Origin of the sequence: Streptomyces sp. NRRL F-5126, from assembly GCF_000721265.1 — a bacterium.
Lineage (GTDB): Bacteria > Actinomycetota > Actinomycetes > Streptomycetales > Streptomycetaceae > Streptomyces.
In genome coordinates this window covers 240,657-263,091 of sequence record NZ_JOFZ01000003.1, presented here as the reverse complement: position 1 = coordinate 263,091, position 22,435 = coordinate 240,657, and the positions used below count along the sequence as shown (strand labels likewise).

Genomic DNA, 22,435 nt, shown 5'->3' with positions numbered 1-22,435 from the left:
CCTGGTGTGCCTCGTACTGCCTGGTACTGCCTAGAACACGCTCAGGCCGTAGGCGTTCAGGGCCTCCGTCACCGGCTGGAAGAACGTGGTGCCGCCGGAGGTGCAGTCGCCGCTGCCGCCCGAGGTGAGGCCGAGTGCCTTGGAGCCGTCGAACAGCGGGCCGCCGCTGTCACCGGGCTCGGCGCAGACGTTCGTCTGGATCAGGCCGGAGACCGTGCCCTCGGCGTAGCGCACGGTCGTGTTGACGGCCTGGACCGTGCCGCTGTGGACGCCGGAGGTCGAGCCGCTGCGGGTCACGTGTTCGCCGACGGTGGCGTTGCCCGCGCTGGTGATGTCCTGGTAACTGCCGTTGTAGAGGTCGACGCGGCCGTCGCTCGCGCTCGGCGTGGAGCTCAGCCTGATCAGGCCGTAGTCGTTGCCCGGGAACTGGGAGTCGGCCGTGGTGCCGACGGGGGTGCCGCTCGGCGTCGACCAGGACGTGCCGCCCTCGGCGGTGCAGTGGCCGGCCGTCAGCGCGTAGTACGTGCTCCCGGAACGTACGTTGAACCCGAGCGAGCAGCGGTACTCGGAGTTCTGGATCGCGTCGCCGGCGGCGACCAGTGGCTTGAACTCGCCTGCCGCGTGCTTGACGACGAGCTTCGAGCTGTCGGGCACGGCGCTCTTGATCTTCGCGACCTGGGCGGGCGAGACAGTGCTGTCGACCGTCATGACGACCTTGCCGGACGCCGGGTCCGTGTACCAGGCGGTGCCGGGCGCGGCCGTCTGGTTGACGGCGCCCGCGGTGGCGGCGAGTGCGGCGGCGGTCGCGGTGGGGGACGCGACGGGGGCCGGCTGGGCGAGGGCGGACGGGGCGGTGAACGCGGCCGCGGCCACGACTCCGGCGGCGACGGCTAGGTACCGGGCGCGTCTGGAGACGGTGCGGCGGGGGGTGAGGCGCTTGCTGGTCACTGATCCTCCTCGGGTGGGGGTCCTGACGGCCCGTCGGGTGGTCGGGCCGCGGAGGCGCGATCGTTCACGGCCACTGGGTAGTTGGTCGTGGACCTGCCAATCGCATGGAGTGAATCCTCAAGTCCGGTTGCCGCGATGGCAAGACCCACATCCGGACCCGCGCGAGGCGCCGCGCGGGCCGCGCCCGGAAACCGGCCGTTTGGCGTGGGGCCTGGTGCGTGGTGTGCGAAGAAGCGCGGGCCCTTGGACGGCCGTCCGCGCGAAGGCTTACGGCGGTGACGGCCCGAATACGGGCCGAATCACCGTTTTGCCTGCCGCGGATCTTGGCCGGATCGAACCGGCGCGCGCGCTCGGCGTGCCGGCACGCGCGAATCGGCCGGATGGCGCTGCGGCGCCATCCGGCCGTTGGGGCGCGGCCTCTCGCGGGTAAGCGCTCCATGGGCGCGCCGGAAGGAGGTGATCGTGCGTGGACAGCGACCTGTGGCCCCTCGCCGCCTTGGTGGCGGCCGTGCTGATCGCCGTGCTCGCCGTGGCGGTCGCACTGGCGGTGCGCCTCGTACGCACCAGGAGGATGCTGCGCAGTGCCGGGCTGCCCACGGGGCGCCGGTGGGTCTTCTGGGCCGCGCTCGTGTACCTCGTGCTGCCCACCGACCTCCTGCCCGACCCGGTCTACCTGGACGACGTCGGCGTGCTCCTGGTCGCCCTGCGGGCACTCACCGCGACCCCGATGCCACGCCCGCGGCGGAACGGCGGGGGAGTGCTCAGGACGCCGCGTTCAGGGCCTTCCCCCACTCCTCGACGGTGGTGACCTCGCAGCGCTTCGCGAAGAGCCCGCCCACGAGGGTCTCGTGCAGCGCCGGATCGGGGTCCGCGCAGACGTCGGACAGGACGGTGATCCGGTAGTCGAGGTCGAAGGCCTGCAGAGTGGTGGACAGGACGATCCCGCCGGTCGCGATGCCGCTCAGGACGAGGTGGTCGATGCCCTGCGCGTCGAGGATCTGCCGGAGGTTGTTGCCTGCGAAGGCGCTGACGCGGTTCTTGTGGACGACGATCTCGCCTTCGGCGGGCGCGACATCGGGGTGGATCGCGGCGCCGGGGTCGTCCTCCGTGAAGAGGTGGTGCGGAAGCGCGCCGAAGATCTTGTTGCGCGGGTGGACGTCGGTGTGGCCGCGGCGAAGCCGCAGTGCCACGTGGATGACCGGCACCCCGGCGGCGCGTGCCGTGCCGAGCGCGTGCACGGCGCGGGGGAGGAAGTCGTCGGGCGTGTGGGCGAGGTTGCTGCTCTGGAGGTCCATGAGCAGGAGTGCGGTGCTGGACATGTGGTGCCTCTCGGTTGTGTGGCGCCGCTCACTGGGGCGCTGTTTCGCGCGAGTCGCGCGGGTTCGAATGGCTACTTCGCCGACCGGGTGTCCGCCGCCGACACCCGGCCGAGCGTGCGGTCGAAGACGGTCAGCAGGAGGTAGAGCACGCCGGCGGCGAGCATCACCCAGGCAAGTTCGTGCATGCCGCCGGTGTCGGCGCGCTGCCCGAAGGAGACGGCGGTCGCGGACGAGGCGACCATCGAGCCGACGTAGGCGAAGGTGCGCAGCAGCCCGGCCGACGAGGCGGTGCGCTCGGGATCGGCCTGGAAGTAGACGGAGTTCTGCAGGGCCAGATTGTTCAGCCCCTGCGGGACGCCGAAGATCAGGGCGACGAGGAGCAGCGTCCACAGCGGGCTGCTCCCGGTCAGCGTCAGCATCACGAGGCAGGCCACTATCTGCCCCGCTGCGCCGACCAGCAGCTTCCCGCGCACGCCCCGGCGCCGCCCCGACACGATCGAGGCGCCGATCGCCAGCAGGAACATGGGGATCTGGACAAGGCCGGCGTGGAACGGCGACAGCCCGTAGCCCTCCTCCGTCCACTGGCTGAAGCCGTACAGGAACGAGTACGCGACGACGTAGGCGACGAGCGCGCGCCCGTAGGTGGCCAGCAGCGGCGTGTTGCCGCCGAGGACCCGCAGGTCGATGAAGGGGGTGGCGGCCCGCAACTCCCGTACGCCGAACGCGGCCCCCAGCCCGGCGGCGATCACCGCCAGGTACCAGTTGTGCAGGTGCAGGTCCATCAGGATCAGCAGCAGCGAGGTGAGCATCGCGGCGAACAGGCCCATGCCGGGCAGGTCGAGCCGTGCCACCAGGCCCCCGCGCTGCCGCTCCCCATCCGCCGCCGGGGGCGACTTGGGCAGGCGCAGCAGGCCGAGCAGTACGGCCGCGACGGCCAGTGGCACGTTCAGCGCGAACGTGGCGCGCCAGCCGCCCACCGCGATCAGGAGGCCGCCGAGCAGCGGGCCGACCACGGCGATGGTCTGGTTGGCGACCGCAAGGGCCGTCAGCACCCCGCCGGGGCTGTCCCGCCCCGTGCGCTTGGCCTCGCTGCGCACCAGCGCCATCGCGGCGGGGTAGCCGGCGCAGGTGCCGAAACCGAGCAGGACGCGCGCCAGGATCAGTACGCCCAGGTCCGGTGCCAGGGTGCCGACGACGCCGGCGACTCCGACCAGACCCGTGGAGAGCAGGAACAGCCTGCGCGGCCCGAAGATGTCGATGAGCCGGCCCACGACCGGCTGCCCGAGCGAGGTGGCCAGGTAGAGGGCGGAGACCAGCCACGCGGTCTGGGAGGGCGGCGCGCCCAGCGCCCTGGCGATGGGGATGAGCGCGACGGAGATGATCGTCGAGTTGATCGGGTTCAGGACCGAGCCGAGGATCATCGGAGGCAGCAGCCGCCGGTCGAAGCCGGGCCTGCCGCCCGTCCCGGTCACGTCGTCCGTCTTCGTCTCAGTCACGTATCAGCCGCTCCAGAACAGCCATGGTCGCGATCACGCTCCGGCGCTCCTCTTCCGTGCACTTGTCCTGCAACTGTCCGGCGAGCCACTCCGTCCTCGCCTGCCGCCCCTCCTCCACCCGGCGGCGGCCCTCCGGGGTGAGCGCGATCAGCAGGCGCCGGCCGTCGCCCGGGTCGGGGCTGCGGGTGACCAGGCTCCTGTCCGCGAGAGAGGTGATCATCGCCGTCATCGACTGGTGCCGCACCCCTTCGACGGAGGCGAGCTCGCTCGCCGTGACCCCCTCCTTGTTCGAGAGGCGGGCCAGCACGGACGCCTGGCCCAGGGTGAGGTCCTCGATCTCGGAGGCGTTCAGGATCCGGCGCCGCAGACGGCTGATGACCGCACGCACGTCGCGCGACGCCTGGATCGCCGACGGCGACAGGCTCGGGTTCTCGCTCATGTGCACCACGTTAATGTCTACAGGGTTGGCTGTCCAGTTCACCTGTACAGCTGGGTTGTATATATGGCGCACAGCGTGGAGCCCGCGGCCTGACGCCCGCCGGAAAAAGGGTTTGCCGCACGCTTCGGCGTAGCCGTAGCGTCGACACGTCTTCCGCAGGCGGCCTCCCTGGCCGCCGCGTACTTCGGGAAAGGGGGTGTGTACCGATGACTGTCACCGCGCAGGGCGCTGCCCGCATCCAGGTCACCACCACCCCCGTGGCCGCCGGCTGAACCAGCGTTCCCGGCCCGGCCCTTCTCGAAGGATCTCCCTTGTCCTCCTCTTCACAACCCTCCGTCTCCGCTGCCCTGCCCGCCCCGCATCCCCTCGCGCCCTACGGCTGGGACGCGGGATGGGACGCCGACTTCGCCCCGTACGCGGCAAGGGGGCTCGTCGCAGGCCGTGTCGTACGCGTCGACCGCGGGCGGTGCGACCTCGTCACCGCCGCGGGCCCGGTGCACGCCGACACCGCGTACGTCACCCCGCGCGATCCGGTCCGCGTGCTGACCACGGGCGACTGGGCGGCCGTCGACGCCGCGGGTGACCCCCGTTTCGTGCGCGCCTACCTGCCGCGGCGCACCGCGTTCGTGCGCTCCGCGTCGTCCAAGCGGTCCGAGGGGCAGGTGCTCGCCGCCAACGTCGACCACGCGGTCATCGCCGTCTCGCTCGCGGCCGAGCTCGACCTCGGCCGCGTCGAGCGCTTCCTCGCGCTCGGCTGGGAGAGCGGCGCCTCGCCCCTCGTCGTCCTCACCAAGGCCGACCTGGTCCCCGATCCGGTGGTACTCGCCCACCTGGTGCACGACGTCGAGGCGTCGGCGCCAGGCGTGCCCGTGGCGGCCGTGAGCGCCGAGACGGGCAGTGGCGTCGACGTGCTGTCCGCCGTGCTCGGCGGCGGCACGTCCGTCCTGCTCGGCGCCTCGGGAGCCGGCAAGTCCACTCTGGTGAACGCCCTGTGCGGCAGCGAGGTGATGGAGGTGCAGGCCATCAGGGACGTCGACGGCAAGGGCCGGCACACCACCACGACGCGCAATCTCCTGCCGCTGCCCGGTGGCGGGGTCGTCATCGACACGCCAGGGCTGCGCGGCGTCGGCCTGTGGGACGCCGAGGCGGGCGTCGGGCAGGTCTTCGCGGAGATCGAGGAACTGGCCCGCGGGTGCAGGTTCCACGACTGCGCCCATACGGCGGAGCCCGGCTGCGCCGTGCTCGCCGCCCTGGAGGACGGCACCCTCACCTTCCGCAGGCTGGAGAGCTACCGCAAGCTCCAGCGCGAGAACCGGCGGATCATCGCCAAGACGGACGCGCACGTCAGGGCGCAGATCAGGAAGGAGTGGAAGGCGAAGGGCGCCGAGGGCCGGGCGGCGGGTGAGGCGAAACGCCGCGGCCACCACCGCTGAGCGGAATCCCGCGGGCCGCGCCCGTGCGCCCCTCTTCGTGTCCGAAAACCGCTGGCCGAGTGATCGTCCCCGGGCCACACTGGACGGCATGACACACGCGGCGATGGACGAGGCGACCAGGTACGAAGCGGTGGCGGGGCGGGACGCCCGGTTCGACGGCGTGTTCTTCTTCGCCGTGGAGACCACCGGCATCTACTGCCGCCCGAGCTGCCCCGCGGTCACGCCCAAACGGCGCAACGTGCGGTTCTTCCCCACCGCGGCCGCCGCCCAGGGCAGCGGCTTCCGCGCCTGCCGCAGGTGCAGGCCGGACGCCGTGCCCGGCTCGGCGGAGTGGAACGTGCGCGCCGACGTCGTCGGCCGTGCCATGCGGATGATCGGGGACGGGGTCGTGGACCGCGAGGGCGTGCCCGGCCTCGCGGTCCGCCTCGGCTACAGCACTCGCCAGGTGCAGCGCCAGCTCACCGCCGAAGTGGGCGCCGGTCCCATCGCGCTCGCACGAGCCCAGCGGGCGCACGCCGCGCGCGTCCTGCTGCAGACCACGGGGCTGCCCGTCACGGAGATCGCGTTCGCGTCGGGCTTCGCGAGCGTCCGGCAGTTCAATGACACGGTCCGGCAGATCTACGACCGCACCCCCAGCGAGCTGCGCGCCGACGCGGGCGCGGGCGGCGTACGGGCGCCCGCGGGCGCCGGCATCCCGCTCAGGCTCGCCCACCGCGGCCCGTACGCGGCGCGCGAGGTCTTCGACCTGCTCGCGCGCGAGCAACTGCCCGGCGTCGAGCAGACGGTGGGCACGCCCGGCAACCGCACGTACCGCCGCACGCTGCGGCTGCCGCACGGCCCCGGCGTGGCCGCGGTCGACGAGCGGCGCCACCCGGTGCGGCCCGGGCCGCTCGCGCACACCGGCTGGCTCGAGGCCCGCATCCACCTGACCGACCTGCGCGACCTCACGACCGCCGTGCAGCGGCTGCGCCGCTTGTTCGACCTGGACGCCGACCCGTACGCCGTGGACGAGCGCCTCGGCGCCGATCCGCGGCTCGCACCGCTGGTCGCCGCCCGTCCTGGGCTGCGCTCGCCCGGCGCGGCCGACCCCGCGGAGTACGCGCTGCGCCTCGTACTGGGCCAGGACGCGGCCGCCGTCGCCGGGTACGGCGAGCAGGTGCCGTGGCCCTACGACGCCCCCGTCCGCGCCCGCCTCTTCCCCCGCCCGCGCGAACTGCGTTACCACCCCGTGGCCGGCCCTCTCGCGACCGCGCTCGCCGACGGCGCCGTACGCCTGGACCCCGGCGCGGACCGGGACGAGACCGAGCGGGCCCTGCGCGCCGTGCCGGGAGTGGACGCGCGCACGGCGGCGCTGATCAGGATGCGGGCGCTCAGCGATCCCGACGTGTGGCCCGCCGATCCGGATGCGGAGGGCGCGCACGAGTCGTGGCGCCCCTGGCGCTCGTACGCGGCCCGTCACATCGGAGGGGCCTGAGCGGCCGCGCCCCGCGCGACGGCGTTCACCTGGAACGGAACCGGTAACCGAAGCCGCGTACCGTCTCGATGTAGCGGGCGTCGCCGCCGAATTCGCCGAGCTTCCCGCGCACCCTCTTCACGCAGGCGTCCACCAGGCGTATGTCGCCGTGGTAGTCGTGCTCCCAGACCGCTTCGAGCAACTGCCGGCGGGTGAGTACCTGCCCCGGCGACGCCGAGAGCGTCAGCAGGAGCCTCAGTTCCGACGGCGCGAGGGCTATCCGCTCGCCCCGCAGGGTGACCGCGAGCCCCGCCCGGTCGACGCTCAGGTCGCCATGCGTCTCCGCCCGCGGTCTCGCGGTGTCGGACACGGGCGCTCCGTGCCTGCGCAGGACAGCACGGATCCTGGCCTCGAGGACGCGCGCGGCGACGGGCTTGACGACGTAGTCGTCCGCACCGGACTCCAGGCCGACAACGATGTCCGCGTCATCGCCCCTGCCGGTCACCATGATGACGGGGACCTGGTCGTGCTCCCTGATCCTGCGGCACACCTCGAGGCCGCCCGTGCCCGGCAGCATGACGTCGAGGACCACGACGTCGGGCCGCGCCGAACGCACCCGCTCGAGCCCGTCCTCGCCGCTCGCGCTGGTGAAGACCTCGTGACCGTTGTGGCGCAGGGCCAGTTCGAGGCCGCGGCGTACGGACGGGTCGTCCTCGACGAGCAGGATTCTGGGCATCGCACCAGTATGCGGGACCGGCCGGAGGCCGATGCGGCAGCTGGGAAGGGCCTCGGCGGGGGAGTGGACACCCGGTGTTGTTATGTACCCGTTATCGCTTGGCCCATTGGTCATCATGTATGGCCATCATCCTGTACCGCTATGCACGAAAGACAGAACGCCAGTTCGGGGCGTAGGCGGTCCCACGAATCGGGCGATGGCCATCGGTCGGGGAGCCGCGGGCGCTCCTCGCGCCGCAGGAAGAAGCGGTCGGGCCGCCGTGGGCTGGTCGCGGCCGGCGCGGTGGTCGCGGCCTGCCTGATCGGCGCGGCGGTGACCGCGATGAGCCGCGGCGGACAGAGCGCGGCGGACAAGACGGCCGCCGCGCACGCCACGATGGAGGCCGCGCCGCTCCTGACGCGCTCGCCGTCCGCGCCGGCTTCGCCGTCCACATCGGCATCCGCCTCGGCGTCCTCGTCCTCCTCTCCGAGCGCCTCGGGGAAGCCGTCGTCGTCCCCGAGCCATCACGTCGACTGGGACAAGCCCGGCACCGGCAGGTTCAGCACGGCCGAGGCCTCCGGCAGCGCGGTCGGCCACGGCCGCATACGTCGCTACAAGGTCGAGGTCGAACAGGGCACGGGCGTCACGGCGAAGTCCGCGGCGCGTGAGATCGAGGCCGTACTCGCCGACCCGCGCGGCTGGACCACCAACGGCCACGACGGCTTCCAGCTGGTCTCCTCGGGGCCGTCCGACTTCGAGGTGAAGATCGCGAGCCCCGACACCGTCGACGCCATCTGCGGTGCCGCGGGGCTTGACACGCACGGCGAGGTCAACTGCGACGTGGGCAGCCAGGTGATGGTCAACCTGAAGCGGTGGGAGACGGGCTCCCCCGAGTTCTCGGGCCCTGTCGGCGAGTACCGGGCCCTCATCATCAACCACGAGGTGGGCCACCGCATCGGCCACGGCCACGAGGCCTGCCCGGGACCCGGCAAGCCCGCGCCCGCGATGATGCAGCAGATCTACGGGCTGCACGGCTGCGAGGCCAACGCCTGGCCCTACGACTCCCACGGCCACTACCTCGGGGGCCCGTCGGTGCCGTGACACCTACGACCAGGTGTCGTACGCGTGGACCCGGCGTCCCGCGAACCACGTCTGCACGACCTGCGTCGCGTGGATCTCGTCCACGGGGATGTCGAACAGCGGGCGGTCGAGGACGATGAAGTCGGCCGAGAGACCGGGCCTGAGGCGTCCCGTCTCGTGGGAGAGACCCATCGCCTCCGCGGCCACCACCGTGTGGGCCGCCACCGCCGTCGTCAGGTCGAGCGCCTGGTCGTGCGCCAGGTCGCCGGGGAAGGTCGGGTCGGGGTTGCGGCGGGTGACCATCGTCTCGATGCCGAGCCAAGGGTTCGGAAGCGGAGTCGCCGCCGGCCAGTCGGAGCCCGCCGCGATGGCCACACCGGCCTCGTGGAACTCGCGCAGCGGCCACGGGCGCTCGCCCGCACCACCGGCGTCCTGACGGGCGAGCCCGCCGCTCGCCGCGTCGGGAAACCACTCCACGGGTGACGCGTCCACCACCACCCCGAGTTCGCGGAAGCGCGGCACGTCGTCCCTGCCCACGAACTCGGGGTGCGCGATGTGGAACACCGGCCCGTCCCCGTGCCGCGTGCGCATCACGCGCACCGCGTCGAGCGCCCGTCGCACCGAGCCGTCCCGCGCGGCGTGCACCTTCGCGTGCAGTCCCCGCGCCACCGCCTCCTCAAGCAGCAGCTCCAACTCCTCGCCGGACAGCACGGCTTCGTCGCCGGCGAAGCAGCCGCCGCCGTCGCACCCGCCGGACGCACGCGCGTGCGTCCGCGCCGGCCCGGGCCCGTCCCCCAGGCGTGCGCGCACGAAGTCCGGCCGCACGTGCGGCGACCTGTGCCGGGGAGCGGCGTCGAGCAGGGAGCCGCCGTGCTCAGGACCGGCCGGCTCCCCGGCGGGCAGCGACCCGACGACCCAGCCGTTCAGCCCGCCGGACCGGTCGAGCCCGGCGAAGACGTCCAGCCACCGCTCCGTCGTCGCCGCGTCCTGCATCGCGGTGACCCCTACCGAGTTGAGGATCGCCACCCCCGTGCGGGCCGACAGCGGATCCCGGTCGTGCGGGTCGGGCGCGGCCCGTTCCACCGCGCGTTCCGCCTCCGCGGAGGCCGCGCCGAGCAGCAACCCGACGGCGCGGCCCCCGGCGTCCCGCACGTACCGTCCCCCTTCAGGGTCAGGGGTCGCGTCGTCCACGCCCATGACTTCGAGCGCACGGGAGTTGACCCAGCGGTGGCGCAGCGAGTCGTCACGCAGCATGACGGGCCGCCCCTCGCCCGCCTCGTCGAGCGCGGCGAGCATGGCGGCGTTGCCCACCGCCTGGAACAGCGGGCCGACCACCACGCCGCCCACCACCCACTCGTCGCGGCCGAGCGTGCCGGCCCTGTCCCGCACGGCGCCGAGGATCTCCACCACACCGGAGAGCGGCGGCAGCGTCAGCTCCCACACGGCCGCACGCCCGCCAGAACCGAGCTGCGTGTGGACGTCGACCAGCCCGGGCATCACGGTGCGGCCGCCCGCGTCGACGACCCGTGTGCCGGGCTGCACGAGCGCCTCGATGTCCCAGTCGCTCCCGACGGCGACCACGCGGCCGTCGCGCACGGCGAACGCCGAGGCACGCGGCCTGCCGGCGTCCAGGGTGTGCACGTCGGAGTCGCGCACCACCAGATCGATGCGGTGGTCCGCGCCGTGGGCCGCGGCGGCGGAGATCTCGGCCATGGCGATCCCTCTGATCCGGCGATACATCCGATTGACGAGTGATGCTGTGCTGTGCCCCTCCTTGTGAGGGTATGGCAGGGTGGCGCGCCGCGCGTGTCGTGGACGCCGCGCCCAAGCGGGTGGCGTCCTCACGCCCAGACGAGCGCCCCGATCCAGGCGCCCACCGTCAGGAGGCACGTCATCAGCTCCACGAGAAGGGGCGCCGCGGACCCACGCATCAGCCTGCGCGTGGAGGCCCAGCCGTCCGGGCGGTTGCCGAGGCGCTTGCGCTCCGCCTCGTAGAGACCCCCCACGAACCCGGCGACGCCGCCCACCACCGGCACGACGAAGAAGCCCACCATCGCCGCGACCCCGCCCATCGCAAGGCTCTGCCGGGGCGCCGCCCTGCGGCGCGAGGGCAGGAGCGGTCTGAGCACGACGTTCAGCACAAGCAGGGCCGTCGCCGCCAGCAGCACCACCCACGCGGACGTGGACCGGTCCGACAGCGCCCACCACGCCACGGCGGCCCACAGGATCGCGGGCCCCGGCGCGCCGGGCACCAGCACCGCGAGAAGGCCGAGCAGCATCACCAGGCCGACCAGCACCAGCTGCCACACGTCCATGAGCCAAGCGTGCAGGACGTCCGCCGATCCCGCTAAGCGGCCGCCGGGCCGTCGCCGTCCCAGGTCAGCGCCGTGCCTCGCGTGCCACCCAGCCCCGCTCGTACGCGTGCCAGCCGAGCTGGAGCCGCGTGGTCGCCCCGCTCAGCTCCATCAGCCCCCTCACGCGCCGCTGCACCGTCCGCAGCCCGAGGTCGAGCTGTTTGGCCACACTCGCGTCGGTCATCCCGGCCAGCAGCAGCGACAGCACGCGCAGGTCCGTGCCGTCCGGCTGCGGAAGGGTGCTCGCCAGCACCGCGCCGTTCGCGTCCAGCGCCAGCGGCATGGACTCGCGCCACACGGACTCGAAGAGCGCGCGCAGGGAGTCGAGCAGCCCGCTCCCGTGCACGACCAGCGCGGACGGTTCCGCGGATGGTTGCGCGGACGGGCCGGTCAGCGGCACCATGCCGACGTCGCGGTCCGCCACCACCAGCTTCGTCGGCACGTGGTCGGCGACCCGCACCAGCTCCTCGCGGTCCAGGGCCGTGCCGAGCTCCTCGACGCCGCCGGGCGTCGCCAGCACCTCGCGTTCGATGACGACGCGGTAGCGGACACCGCGCGTCGCCGCCGTCTCCTCGGCCTTGTTGTCCCGGCCGGTCACTGCGACCGGGGTGCCGGTGACCAGGGCGCACACCTCCTCTGCGGCGCCGAGCTGCAGCTGCAGGAAGCGGTGCGAGACGGCGCTCGCGCCGGTCACGACCTCGACGAGTTCGTGGATGGCCGGCTCCGCGGCCTCGGAGCGGTACTCCTCGGCGAGCAGGACGGCCGCGAGCTCGGCCTGCTCAAGCTCGTGGCGGTGCTGGGTCAGCAGCGCGCCGAGCGCCAGGGACGGCGGTGCCGCGACCCAGCGGCCCGCACGCGCCGGCGACTGAGCTGCCAGCCCGTGCCGCTCCAGCCGGCGCAGGGCCGTCTCGATGTCGCGCTCGGGCAGCGCGAGCCGGCCGGCGAGCTCCGCGGCGTCCGCCGCACCGATCGCCACCAGCGCGCGGTACGCGGTCTCCTGCTCCCCGTCGAGTCCTATGGCACCGAGCACGCGGATCCCTCCCCAGTTTCTGCGTTCGTCCTCCGGCGGCCTTACGGCGGTGGCGGAAAACGGCCACGGCGTAAAGCCGCCGCATACATCGTGCCTGTACAGCCGGTAACTCTGCCAAGGTGGGCGGGGTCGGAGCAGCTGTGTACCACGGTCATATGCCCCTCCGAAGTGTCTGCCGCGCGTCCTTCCCGTGGGGGGTGGGGGTGCGACGGCGGACTTCGACCGGCCGGCCGCGGCCGGGCGCCGGGCGTGACGACGGCCCTCGCCGCGCCCACGCACGCGCCCCCGCGCACCGGCCGGTCCTCATTTTCCCCATGCCCGTTTTCGCGCGCCGTGCGCGGTCGAGGATTAGGGGCATGAGCAAGCAGGGGGAGCGACCCGGCCCATCCGCTGACGACGACTGGTGGAGCCGCCTGTACGACCAGGGCTCGACGGACACGGGCGCGGGTGCCGGCGCCGAGCCCCAGGCGGCCGACGACACGCTGGAGGACAGGTTCGCGTCGGCGGCGCACGCGGTCGCGGCCCCCGCACAGGCGCCCCGGGGGCGCCCGAGAGCCTGGTGGGAAGAGCCCGCCCCGCAGCGACCCGGCGCCGCGGGCCAGCCACCCCCTCCCGCCGCACCGGACGGCACGACGGAGCCGAGCCGCACGCCGGAGCGGGACCGACCGCCGTCACCGGGGTCCGTGCCGCAACCGCCGTCTGAACCGCAGTCCGGCCCCGGCGCGGGCCCGCGGCCCGGTCCGGCCCCGCAGCGAGGACCCGAGCCGGACTCCCGGTACGAGCCGGCCCCGGAGCGGCCGCCGGGCCCGCACCCTGAGTCCGGGCCAGGACCGTCCGGCCCTGGCCCGGAACCCGTCCCCGAGCCGGGGCGCGGGGCCGCGCCGGGGCCGCCGCCTCGCCCCGTGCGGGGGCCAGGTCCCGAGCCGGAGCCGGAGTCGGGGCCGCATCCTCGGCCTGGGCCGGAACTGCCTCGTCCCGGCTCGGAAGCCGATCCTGAGTCGGGGCGAGGCCTCGCGCCGGAGCCGCCGTCACGTCCGGAACCGTGGCCTGGGCCCTGGCAGATGTCGGATCCCGCCCCGGAAGGGGCTGACGCGCCGCGGCAGGAACGCCGGCCGGGGCCGCTGCCTCGCCCCGTGCGGGGGCCAGGTCCCGAGCCGGAGCCTGAGTCGGGGTCGCACCCTCGGCTTCGGTCGGAGCCGTCCCGTCCCGGCCCTGAGTCTGCCCCCGGGTCGGGGCTCGGCCTCGCGCCGGAGCCGCCGCGTCGGCCCGAACCGGAATCTCGGCCCGGGCCCGAGCCGGCGTCAGGTCTCGCCCCGAAGTGGATCGCCGGCTCGCAGGAGGGGGGCGTGTCAGGACCGGAACCGGGCCTGGAAGCCGGCTCCGAGCCGGAGTGCGATCCCGCGCCGGAGCCGGCGCCCGGGCCCGGGCAGGAGCCCGGGCAGGCGGCCCCGCCGCTGCCGCGCCGGGAACCGGTTCGCGACGCGCCGCCCGGCGCACCCGCGGAGGCCCCTGACGTCCCGCTGCCGCCCGCAGCCGGCGACGAGCCGGTCGCGAGCGGCTCCCCGCGGCCGCGGGTCGGCTTCGTCGGGTTCAGGCCGCCGACGTACGACCCCGAGCCCACTGCCCTGCCGCTCGCCTCACCCCAGGAGATCGGGCGGCTCGTGCCGGACAGCGTGCTGGACGGGGCGCGCTACGGGACCTGCACGCTGCGGGCCGCCTCGGTGCGCGGGGACTCGGCGCGCTATCGCGGCGAGCCGCGGCGGGACGCGCTCGTCACCGCGCGGTTCGGCGCGGGCGCCGACGCCCTGGTGCTCGTGGTCGTCGCGACGGGCGCCCGCGCGGCCGAGGGCGCGCACCGCGCCGCCGCCGACGCCTGCAGCTGGATCGGCGAGGCCGTGGGCCGCAGCCACCTCCGCCTCGCCGAGGATATGAAGGACGGCCGCACGGACGCCCTCGCGTCGGGGCTGCACAGGCTCACCGACCGTACGTACGGCAAGCTGCGCGCCCGCGCCGCCGAGCTCGGCCTCGACGAGGCCGCGTACTGCGCCGCAATGCGCTGCCTCCTGCTGCCGGCCGACCCCAGGGCCCGGCTGCGGGTGTTCTTCGGCGTCGGCACGGGCGGCCTGTTCCGCCTGCGCGACCACGAGTGGGAGGACCTGGAGCCGGGCCTGCCGACCGCCGCCGACACGGTGGCGCCCGGAGCGCCCGACGAAGGGCACAGCCCGGACGGCGGCCGGTGGGAGGCGCCCGACGACGCGGGCCTCACCATCGACTTCGACATCCCGCAGCCCCGCCCGCCCTTCGTCGAGGGACCCCTGGCACCTCCGGCGCAGCCGTTCCGCTTCCACGCGTCGCGGGCGAACCCGGGCGACATGCTGCTGCTGTGCAGCGACGGGCTCGCGGAGCCGCTGCGGGGCGAGCCAGGGCTCGCCGGGGCGCTCTCGGCGCGCTGGTCGTCACCCGAGGCTCCGGCCCTGGTGGAGTTCCTCGCCGACGTGCAGCTGCGCGTCAAGGGGTACGCCGACGACCGCACGGCGGCCGCGGTCTGGGAGGCGTAACGTCCTCGTGCGTGTGTTTGATGGAATCCCCATCACGGACACCACGGGCACCACGTCCCACGTCCACCCGACAGAGCAGGTACTCGCCGCAGGGAAAGGCGCGCAGGCATGGCCAAGCAGAACGTCGCCGAGCAGTTCGTGGAGATCCTCGTCAAAGCGGGCGTCGAGCGCATGTACGGGGTGGTGGGCGACAGCCTGAACCCCGTCGTCGACGCCATCCGGCGCACCGCCGGTATCGACTGGGTCCACGTGCGCCACGAGGAGGCCGCCGCCTTCGCCGCGGGCGCCGAGGCGCAGATCACCGGCAAGCTCGCGGCGTGCGCCGGCTCCTGCGGGCCCGGCAACCTCCACCTCATCAACGGCCTCTACGACGCGCACCGTTCGATGGCGCCCGTGCTCGCGCTCGCCTCGCACATCCCGTCGGCCGAGATCGGCACGAGCTACTTCCAGGAGACGCACCCCTCGGCGCTCTTCGAGGAGTGCAGCCACTACAACGAGATGATCTCCAACCCGCGCCAGATGCCCAGGGTCCTGCAGACCGCGATCCAGCACGCGGTCGGACGGCAGGGCGTCAGCGTGGTGACGCTTCCCGGCGACATCGCCGCGGCGCCCGCCCCGGACCGCGCCCCGGAGCACGCCCTGGTCACCGGGCGCCCCTCCGTACGCCCGGGAGAGGCGGAGATCGACAAGCTCGCCCGCCTGGTGGACGGGGCCGACCGGGTCACCCTCTTCTGCGGCAGCGGCACGGCCGGCGCGCACGCCGAGGTGATGGAGTTCGCCGAGAAGGTCAAGTCGCCCGTGGGGCACGCCCTCAGGGGCAAGGAGTGGATCCAGTACGACAACCCCTATGACGTGGGGATGAGCGGGCTCCTCGGGTACGGGGCCGCCTACGAGGCCACCCACGAGTGCGACCTGCTGATCCTGCTCGGCACCGACTTCCCGTACAACGCCTTCCTGCCCACCGACGTGAAGATCGCCCAGGTGGACATCCGCCCGGAACACCTCGGCCGGCGCTCCAAGCTCGACCTCGCGGTCTGGGGCGACGTGCGCGAGACGCTGACCGCGCTGACCCCGAAGGTCGCGGAGAAGAAGAGCCGGCGCTTCCTCGACAGGATGCTCAAGCGGCACGCCGACGCGCTGGAGGGCGTCGTCAAGGCGTACACCCGCAAGGTGGAAAGGCACGTGCCGATCCACCCCGAGTACGTGGCGTCCGTGCTGGACGAGGTGGCGGACGACGACGCCGTCTTCACGGTCGACACCGGCATGTGCAACGTCTGGGCGGCGCGCTACCTCACCCCCAACGGCCGCCGCCGGGTCATCGGTTCGTTCAGCCACGGTTCCATGGCCAACGCGCTGCCGCAGGCCATCGGCGCCCAGTTCATCGACAGGCACCGGCAGATCGTGTCGATGTCGGGCGACGGCGGGTTCTCCATGCTGATGGGGGACTTCCTGACACTCGTCCAGCACGACCTGCCGGTGAAGGTCGTGCTGTTCGACAACTCGGCGCTCGGGATGGTCGAGTTGGAGATGCTGGTGTCGGGTCTTCCGTCGTACGGCACGACCAACCGCAACCCCGACTTCGCGGCGATCGCCACGGCGGCCGGCGCCTACGGCGTGCGCGTCGAGAAGCCCAAGGACCTGCCCAAGGCGCTCAAGGACGCGTTCAGGCACAAGGGTCCTGCGCTCGTCGACGTCGTCACCGACCCCAACGCCCTGTCCATTCCGCCGAAGATCAGCGCCGAGATGGTGACCGGGTTCGCGCTGTCCGCGAGCAAGATCGTGCTCGACGGCGGGGTGGGCAGGATGGTGCAGATGGCACGCGCGAACCTGCGCAACGTCCCACGCCCCTGAGCGTGCGTGTGCGACCCGCCGCCGGGCGGGCCGCGCCGTGGGGGCCGGCCGTGACGCCGGCCGGCCCCCCGCAGGCTCAACCAGGCAGGTTCCACTGCTGGTTCGCGCTGTCGTAGCAGGTCCAGATCTGCAGCCGGGTGCCGTTGGCGGAAGAGGGCCCCGTGGCGTCCAGGCACTTGCCCGACGCCGGATTGACCAGCTCACCGTCGGACTGGTGCCGCCAGACCTGCGCGTCCGTGCCGTTGCAGTCGTAGAGCTGCACCTGCGCGCCGTTGGCGGTGCCTGCCGCCGTCACGTCCATGCACTTGCCCAGCGCCCGGAGTGTGCCGTCCGAAGCGACCGTCCACGACTGCGCGCCGGTCCCGTTGCAGTCGTACAGCTGCACCGCCGCACCGTTCGCGTCGCTCGCACCTGCCACGTCCACGCACTTGCCGCCGTAGCCGGTGATCCGGCCGGTGGCTCCGCCCGAAGGAGGCGTGGTGCCGCCACCGCCGGCGAGCTTGCCGAAGATGCGGGAGTAGGCGTACCCGGCGGGCTTGTCGTACTGGTCGACCTCCCAGAAGGACAGGTACTGCACACCGTTGGTGGCGGCGAAGGACTCCAGGGTCTGGGCGTCGGACTGCGAGAAGTACTCGTTGTCGTCGTTCTGGCCGGCGATCGGTGTGATACCGATGCGGCCGTAGGCGGCCGAGGTGGAGACGGAGTACAGGCCGGCGAGCTGGCTCGCGGTGCCGCGAGCGGCGGACAGGGCGTCGTCGAGTGCGTTCTGGCCGTCGCCGAAGTCCATGGTCATGATGTTGACGGCACTCACGTCGACGCCCTTGTTCTTGGCGTCGGTCAGCAGGTCGTACTGCTTGCCGGGCAGCCCGTCGGGGTTGACGGCGAGGGTGTAGGAGACCTGGACGGAGGGGTCCTGCCGCTGGAGCGCGGCCAGGGCCTGGTTGCGGCGCTGGTTGGCCGCGGTGTCGTCCAGTGTGCCGCCCTCGATGTCGAAGTCGAGGCGGGTGACCCCGTAGGTGTTGACGATGTCGGCATAGGCGGCGGTCAGCGAGGAGACCGAGGTGCACGTCTCGGCGAGTTCGCCGCCCTCGGCGCCGCCCGAGGAGATGATCACGTCGCCGCCCGCGGCCTTGAGCGCGTTGATCTGGGAGGTGTAGGCGCCGATCCCGTCACCACTGGCCTCCCAGTAGGGGGTACAGCCGGAGCGCGGGATGAGGAACGCCAGGGTGTAGTGGCTCAGGCCGGTGGCGTTCCTGTCGGCGGCCATGTCGTTGGCGGTGCTGCCGTCGATCTGCAGATAGGGGGCGGCGAAGTGGGCGGGAAGGGCCGGGCTCGCCGCCTCGGCGCTTGCGGCACCGCCGAGGAGGAAGCCGCCGGCGGCTGTGCCGAGGGCCGCGATCGCGGCGATACCGTCTCTGATTCTCATGAACGACTCCGAGGGGGCCGACAGTGTGGGGTGTCTCAGCCGAACAGCCGGAGTCTGAGTCCGTTCATGACATGACGTCAAGATATGGGTAAGGAAAGTTTACTAACGAAGAGGCGGCTGCGGTCGATCCGGCTCCATCCGGCTGCTGTGCGGCCCCTGGCAGAAGCCTTGACACGACCTCAACTGCTCTGCTTCCTTCAAGAAGTCACGCATCGCCGAGAGGCCGGGCGTTCGAACCGGCCAGTTCTTGAAATCGGCTGCTGCAGAGTCATGTTCCCTTCGAAGGGAAAGCCCCCCATGAGACGTTTCCCGAGACTGCGCCGGACGGCGCGTCGCGTGGTCGGCCCCGGCACGGTCGCGGCGCTGCTGGCAGCGGCGCTCTCGACCATGGGCGCCCCCAGCGCGCACGCGGCCGTGTCGCCCTCCACCTGGTACACCCTGGTGGCCGCGAACAGCGGCAAGTGTGTCGATGCCGCGGCCGCCGCCACCGCGAACGGCACCGCCGTCCAGCAGTACACCTGCAACGGCACCAGTGCCCAGGAGTGGCAACTGCACCCCGCGGCCGACTCCGGGTACTACACGATCGTCAACCAGAACGGCTCCCAGCCCGCCGTCGATGTGGACGGCCCCTCCACCGCCGACGGCGCGAAGATCCATCTGTGGTCCAACGGCGGCTGGAGCAGCCAGGAGTGGCAGCCGGTCCAGGAGAGCAGCGGCGCGTACCACTTCGTCAACCACAACAGCGGCAAGTGCCTCGACGTGCCCGGCGCCTCGACGGCGGACGCAGTGCAGCTCCAGCAGTACACCTGCAACGGCACGTCGGCGCAGTCGTTCTCGCTGAATGCGACCGGAGGCGGTGGCACCACACCGCCGAGCAATCCGGACAACCCCGACCTCGGGCCCAACGTCAAGGTCTTCGACCCGTCGATGTCCTCCTCGTCGATCCAGTCGGCGATCGACTCCGTGTACGACTCCCAGGAGTCCGACCAGTTCGGCGGGAACCGCTACGCACTGCTGTTCAAGCCGGGCAGCTACGACGTGGATGTCCCGGTGGGTTTCTACACCCAGGTGGCGGGCCTCGGCGCCAACCCGGACGACGTCTCGCTGACCGGTGCCGGCATCCACGTCAACGCCGGATGGTCCGGCGGCAATGCCACCCAGAACTTCTGGCGCGACGTCGAGAACCTGTCCGACACGCCCAGCTCCGGCCGGCTGGAGTACGCCGTCTCGCAGGCCGACCCCTTCCGCAGGGTCGACGTCCACGGCAACATGGTGCTTGACGACGTCTCATCGGGGAACAGCACGAGCAACTGGTCCTCGGGCGGCTTCATCGGTGACTCGCGGGTCTCCGGCCAGATCAACTCCGGCACCCAGCAGCAGTTCCTGACCCAGGACACGTCCATGGGCAGTTGGGCCGGCTCCAACTGGAACATGGTCTTCGTCGGCGACAACGGCGCCCCCGGGCAGTCCTTCCCGACCTACACCACCGTGGACCACTCGCCCACGGTGAAGGAGAAGCCCTACCTCTACACGGACTCCACCGGCCTGTACAACGTCATGGTCCCCTCCCTGCGCACCAATGCCACAGGCCCCGACTGGACCGGCGGCAGCACCCCGGGCACCTCGATCCCGATCACCAAGTTCTACGTGGTCAAGGCGGGCGACACCGCCACCACCATCAACGCGGCGCTCGCCGCGGGCAAGAACCTGCTGTTCACGCCGGGCATCTACCACCTGGACGCCCCGCTCGACATCACCCGCCCGGACACGGTGGTGCTCGGCCTCGGCCTCGCCACGCTGATGCCCGACAACGGCGTCACCGCGATCACCACCGCCGACGTGGGCGGCATCGACATCGCCGGGCTCATCGTCAGCGCGGGCACCACCAACAGCGACGCACTGGTGCGGATCGGCCCGTCCGGCTCCTCCGCCGACCACGCCACCGACCCGACGACCCTCCAGGACGTGTTCTTCCGGGTCGGCGGCGACGTGGCCGGGAAAGCCACCCGTTCACTGGTGGTCAACAGCGACAACACCATCGGCAGCGACCTGTGGATCTGGCGCGCGGACCACGGCAACGGCGGCACCGTCGGCTGGAACACCAACACGGCGGCCAACGGCCTGGTGGTCAACGGCGACGACGTCACCATGTACGGGCTGGCCGTCGAGCACTACCAGAAGTACCAGGTGGTGTGGAACGGCAATGGCGGACGCACCTACTTCTACCAGTCCGAGATGCCCTACGACGTGCCCAGCAACGCCGACTGGACCCCCGGCGGCGGCATCAACGGCTACGCCTCCTACAAGGTGGCCGACTCGGTGACCTCCCACCAGGCGTGGGGGCTCGGCGTGTACTGCTTCATGAGCACCAACCCGTCGGTGGTGGCCGACCACGCCATCGAAGTGCCGAGCAGCGGATCGTCCTTCCACGACATGGTCACCGTGTCACTCGGGGGCGACGGAACCATCCGGCACATCATCAACGACTCGGGTGGCCAGGTCACCAACGGCACCATGACGCAGTACCTCACCTCGGGACCGTGACGGCCCGGCCGCCCTGACAGCGAGGCGCCGCGGAACCCTTGTGCGGGTTCCGCGGCGCCTGCCTGTTCCCCCGCGGGAGATGGGTCTAGGGCCGCTGGCCGATCCGGTCGACCACGCCGAGGGCTTCCCTGGCCGTCATCGAGGTGTAGTAAGGCTCCCACTTCCAATGGCCGTTGACGCGTACCCGATGGATGCCGACGTCGCGCGCGCCCAGGTAGCCGTATGTCGAGGAGTCCAGAATGATACTGGCGCTCCGGCCCGGGTAGGACACGCTGATTCCGTGCCGGCCGAGAACGTCCACCGTGTCGTGGCCGATGCGGATGCGGGGCAGCTTCGCGAGTGCTTCGAACGTGGCGGCCTGCAACCCTGGCGGCAGGACGCGTGGTCCCTTCAGCAGCAACCAGGCCTGGAAGTAGGCGATCGAGCCGGAATCCATCTTCGGGGTCGCGTTGTCGGGCTGCAGGACCTTCTGGCCGTAGCCGAGCCAGGTGAGGAGCTTGTCGGGGTCGGTCGGCCACTTCTTCAACTCGGAGTAGCGGGTCGGCGGAGATGCCACCTCGTGCTTGCCGAGCGGAGGATCCATATGGACCTTGCCGAACTCCTCCCGCCGTGAGGGCTTGGAGCCGTCGACCGACATCCAGCTCTCGTCGGTCCAAGTCTGCTTCTTCCCGTCCTTGACGGCCGTGTGCTCGGTGAAGGTCTTCATGTAGAAGTACTGGTCGTCACGCGGGATCGGCAGCCGCTTGCTGTCCGCACGGCTCCTGCTCGCGGCGTGGTGCAGCACTTCTACCACGTCGGCGGCGTGGATGGGCCGGGCGTGCGGGCTCCCGCCACGAGTCGATGCCACCACGGCGGTGCCGCCGGCTCCGGCGGCGACGGTTGCGGCCACCGCGAAGCGGATGAGCCGGCGTCTGGGCAGCCCGGGCGCCACTGCGCTGCCGTCCTCGCCGGCCATGGCCCGGTCCAGGCGATCCCGGGCGGCGCGGCGGGCGGCGTCCGTCAACGGACGTGTATCAGCAGCCAGTTCGCGCAATGCGACGAAGTCGTCCATCATCAGGCTCCTAGTGCTCTGCAGTTTCTTCTGCTGTCGTGGTGGGATTCGCCCCGCCCAGGGCGTCGCGCAACCGGCGGCGGGCCCGGTGAAGCCGGGAGCGCACGGTGCCCACCGGTATGCCCAGCGCCTCGGCGGCCTCCGCGTAGTCGAGATCGCCCCAGGCGATGACCAGCACCACGTCCCGGTAGCGGACCGGCAACTTCGCCAGAGCCGCCGCCAGCGGGCCGCGGGCGCTCTGCGCACAGACCCTGGCGGCGACCTGCTCCGCCACCGGGTCGGCCTCGCCGGCTTCCCCGGCGGGTACGGTCGCGGCGACACGTGCCAGCGCCCGCCAGTGGCGCGCCTCGGTCCGCCGGTGGTCGTGGACGAGACGGATGGCGATTCCGTACAGCCACGGGCGCGCCTGGGGCCTGGACACGTCGTATCGCCGCCGCCGCTGGAAGGCGACCACGAACACCTCGGCCATCAGGTCGTCGGCGACCTCCGCGCCGACTCGTCCTGCCGCGTACCGGTGGATGTCCTCGGCGTAGCGGTCGAACAGGACGGAGAACGCTTCCGGCTCGTCCCAGGATCTCTCGATCACCGATGCGTCGGACTCGGGTCGATCCGAGCCCGACGCATCACGGACATCGACATCCGGGGAGGCGGTCACTTGTCGCCTCTGTCAGATCTCATGGACTTCCCTCGCAGAATCGGGCAGTGGTCACCTACTGTCCGTCGAAGCGCCCGATCGGG

At 72.4% G+C, this 22,435-nt stretch carries 18 protein-coding genes; 7 read left to right on the top strand and 11 right to left on the bottom strand.

Features of this window, described 5'->3' with window-relative positions; all coding sequences use genetic code 11:
* Positions 1–30 precede the first annotated feature (30 nt).
* A complete protein-coding gene (locus tag IH48_RS0107640) occupies positions 31–948 on the bottom strand; it encodes a S1 family peptidase (protein ID WP_030900885.1) in 918 nt (305 codons plus the stop codon).
* A 466-nt stretch (positions 949–1,414) separates the two neighbouring features.
* Between IH48_RS0107640 and IH48_RS0107635 the strand changes: the two genes are divergently transcribed.
* Positions 1,415–1,756: a YkvA family protein gene (locus IH48_RS0107635; protein ID WP_030900882.1), complete on the top strand. Its 342-nt coding sequence runs from the start codon at positions 1,415–1,417 to the stop codon at positions 1,754–1,756.
* On the opposite strand, the gene IH48_RS0107630 is transcribed toward IH48_RS0107635, so the two are convergent.
* The 3 genes from IH48_RS0107630 to IH48_RS0107620 all read right to left on the bottom strand — a co-directional run bounded on the left by IH48_RS0107630 (position 1,710) and on the right by IH48_RS0107620 (position 4,202).
* A complete protein-coding gene (locus IH48_RS0107630; protein WP_030900880.1) occupies positions 1,710–2,267 on the bottom strand; it encodes a cysteine hydrolase family protein in 558 nt (185 codons plus the stop codon). The two genes, IH48_RS0107635 and IH48_RS0107630, sit on opposite strands and share 47 nt — an antisense overlap.
* A 71-nt stretch (positions 2,268–2,338) precedes the next feature.
* Entirely contained in the window at positions 2,339–3,688 is a 1,350-nt protein-coding gene (locus IH48_RS0107625; protein WP_037841328.1) for an MFS transporter, read from the bottom strand.
* Positions 3,689–3,755: 67 nt separating this feature from the next.
* Positions 3,756–4,202 (bottom strand): MarR family winged helix-turn-helix transcriptional regulator, encoded by a 447-nt coding sequence (locus IH48_RS0107620; protein ID WP_030900876.1) that lies wholly within the window; start codon positions 4,200–4,202, stop codon positions 3,756–3,758.
* Between the two features lie 311 nt (positions 4,203–4,513).
* Here IH48_RS0107620 and rsgA point away from each other — a divergent pair, with 311 nt between their 5' ends.
* Entirely contained in the window at positions 4,514–5,635 is a 1,122-nt protein-coding gene (gene rsgA, locus IH48_RS0107615; RefSeq protein WP_030900874.1) for a ribosome small subunit-dependent GTPase A, read from the top strand.
* Between the two features lie 103 nt (positions 5,636–5,738).
* The gene (locus IH48_RS0107610) at positions 5,739–7,109 is read left to right on the top strand and encodes a bifunctional transcriptional activator/DNA repair enzyme AdaA (protein WP_030900873.1); all 1,371 of its coding nucleotides are present in this window, start codon (positions 5,739–5,741) and stop codon (positions 7,107–7,109) included.
* A 25-nt stretch (positions 7,110–7,134) separates the two neighbouring features.
* On the opposite strand, the gene IH48_RS0107605 is transcribed toward IH48_RS0107610, so the two are convergent.
* On the bottom strand, positions 7,135–7,824 hold the full coding sequence (locus IH48_RS0107605) for a response regulator transcription factor (RefSeq protein ID WP_030900871.1): 690 nt from the start codon (positions 7,822–7,824) through the stop codon (positions 7,135–7,137).
* A gap of 321 nt (positions 7,825–8,145) precedes the next feature.
* Here IH48_RS0107605 and IH48_RS0107600 point away from each other — a divergent pair, with 321 nt between their 5' ends.
* Positions 8,146–8,904, top strand: coding sequence for a DUF3152 domain-containing protein (locus IH48_RS0107600; protein ID WP_107059262.1), 759 nt, complete (start codon positions 8,146–8,148; stop codon positions 8,902–8,904).
* Between the two features lie 3 nt (positions 8,905–8,907).
* Here the strand turns inward: IH48_RS0107600 and IH48_RS0107595 are convergent, their stop codons facing one another.
* The 3 genes from IH48_RS0107595 to IH48_RS0107585 form a co-directional block, all read right to left on the bottom strand.
* Positions 8,908–10,596 carry an amidohydrolase gene (locus IH48_RS0107595; protein ID WP_158710260.1) on the bottom strand — a complete coding sequence of 563 codons (1,689 nt, stop codon included), beginning with the start codon at positions 10,594–10,596 and terminating at the stop codon, positions 8,908–8,910.
* Between the two features lie 128 nt (positions 10,597–10,724).
* Positions 10,725–11,198, bottom strand: coding sequence for a DUF456 family protein (locus IH48_RS0107590; protein WP_030900863.1), 474 nt, complete (start codon positions 11,196–11,198; stop codon positions 10,725–10,727).
* A 64-nt stretch (positions 11,199–11,262) separates the two neighbouring features.
* Complete coding sequence (locus IH48_RS0107585) at positions 11,263–12,267, bottom strand: helix-turn-helix domain-containing protein (protein ID WP_030900861.1); 1,005 nt, start codon at positions 12,265–12,267, stop codon at positions 11,263–11,265.
* A gap of 1,346 nt (positions 12,268–13,613) precedes the next feature.
* On the opposite strand from IH48_RS0107585, the gene IH48_RS36895 reads away from it, so the two are divergent.
* Complete coding sequence (locus IH48_RS36895) at positions 13,614–14,825, top strand: protein phosphatase 2C domain-containing protein (RefSeq protein ID WP_051839333.1); 1,212 nt, start codon at positions 13,614–13,616, stop codon at positions 14,823–14,825.
* Positions 14,826–14,933: 108 nt separating this feature from the next.
* The gene (locus IH48_RS0107575) at positions 14,934–16,676 is read left to right on the top strand and encodes a pyruvate dehydrogenase (protein WP_030900857.1); all 1,743 of its coding nucleotides are present in this window, start codon (positions 14,934–14,936) and stop codon (positions 16,674–16,676) included.
* 76 nt (positions 16,677–16,752) lie between these two features.
* On the opposite strand, the gene IH48_RS0107570 is transcribed toward IH48_RS0107575, so the two are convergent.
* Positions 16,753–18,102 carry a chitinase gene (locus IH48_RS0107570; protein WP_078849542.1) on the bottom strand — a complete coding sequence of 450 codons (1,350 nt, stop codon included), beginning with the start codon at positions 18,100–18,102 and terminating at the stop codon, positions 16,753–16,755.
* 297 nt (positions 18,103–18,399) lie between these two features.
* Here IH48_RS0107570 and IH48_RS0107565 point away from each other — a divergent pair, with 297 nt between their 5' ends.
* Positions 18,400–20,646 (top strand): RICIN domain-containing protein, encoded by a 2,247-nt coding sequence (locus IH48_RS0107565; protein WP_030900851.1) that lies wholly within the window; start codon positions 18,400–18,402, stop codon positions 20,644–20,646.
* Positions 20,647–20,731: 85 nt separating this feature from the next.
* Here the strand turns inward: IH48_RS0107565 and IH48_RS0107560 are convergent, their stop codons facing one another.
* Both IH48_RS0107560 and IH48_RS0107555 read right to left on the bottom strand, forming a co-directional pair.
* On the bottom strand, positions 20,732–21,700 hold the full coding sequence (locus tag IH48_RS0107560) for a CU044_5270 family protein (RefSeq protein ID WP_158710259.1): 969 nt from the start codon (positions 21,698–21,700) through the stop codon (positions 20,732–20,734).
* A 7-nt stretch (positions 21,701–21,707) separates the two neighbouring features.
* Positions 21,708–22,352: an RNA polymerase sigma factor gene (locus IH48_RS0107555; protein WP_030900846.1), complete on the bottom strand. Its 645-nt coding sequence runs from the start codon at positions 22,350–22,352 to the stop codon at positions 21,708–21,710.
* Between the last annotated feature and the right edge of the window lie 83 nt (positions 22,353–22,435).

What these genes read in the sequence shown, in the direction of transcription:
- IH48_RS0107600 (WP_107059262.1), top strand. Translation starts at nt 8,146, where the DNA reads ATGAGCCGCGGCGGACAGAGCGCGGCGGACAAGACGGCCGCCGCGCAC.
- IH48_RS0107605 (WP_030900871.1), bottom strand. Translation starts at nt 7,824, where the DNA reads ATGCCCAGAATCCTGCTCGTCGAGGACGACCCGTCCGTACGCCGCGGC.
- IH48_RS0107610 (WP_030900873.1), top strand. Translation starts at nt 5,739, where the DNA reads ATGGACGAGGCGACCAGGTACGAAGCGGTGGCGGGGCGGGACGCCCGG.
- IH48_RS0107560 (WP_158710259.1), bottom strand. Translation starts at nt 21,700, where the DNA reads ATGATGGACGACTTCGTCGCATTGCGCGAACTGGCTGCTGATACACGT.
- IH48_RS0107565 (WP_030900851.1), top strand. Translation starts at nt 18,400, where the DNA reads ATGAGACGTTTCCCGAGACTGCGCCGGACGGCGCGTCGCGTGGTCGGC.
- IH48_RS0107595 (WP_158710260.1), bottom strand. Translation starts at nt 10,596, where the DNA reads ATGGCCGAGATCTCCGCCGCCGCGGCCCACGGCGCGGACCACCGCATC.
- IH48_RS0107575 (WP_030900857.1), top strand. Translation starts at nt 14,934, where the DNA reads ATGGCCAAGCAGAACGTCGCCGAGCAGTTCGTGGAGATCCTCGTCAAA.
- IH48_RS0107625 (WP_037841328.1), bottom strand. Translation starts at nt 3,688, where the DNA reads ATGATCCTCGGCTCGGTCCTGAACCCGATCAACTCGACGATCATCTCC.
- IH48_RS0107570 (WP_078849542.1), bottom strand. Translation starts at nt 18,102, where the DNA reads ATGAGAATCAGAGACGGTATCGCCGCGATCGCGGCCCTCGGCACAGCC.
- IH48_RS0107620 (WP_030900876.1), bottom strand. Translation starts at nt 4,202, where the DNA reads ATGAGCGAGAACCCGAGCCTGTCGCCGTCGGCGATCCAGGCGTCGCGC.
- IH48_RS0107590 (WP_030900863.1), bottom strand. Translation starts at nt 11,198, where the DNA reads ATGGACGTGTGGCAGCTGGTGCTGGTCGGCCTGGTGATGCTGCTCGGC.
- IH48_RS0107630 (WP_030900880.1), bottom strand. Translation starts at nt 2,267, where the DNA reads ATGTCCAGCACCGCACTCCTGCTCATGGACCTCCAGAGCAGCAACCTC.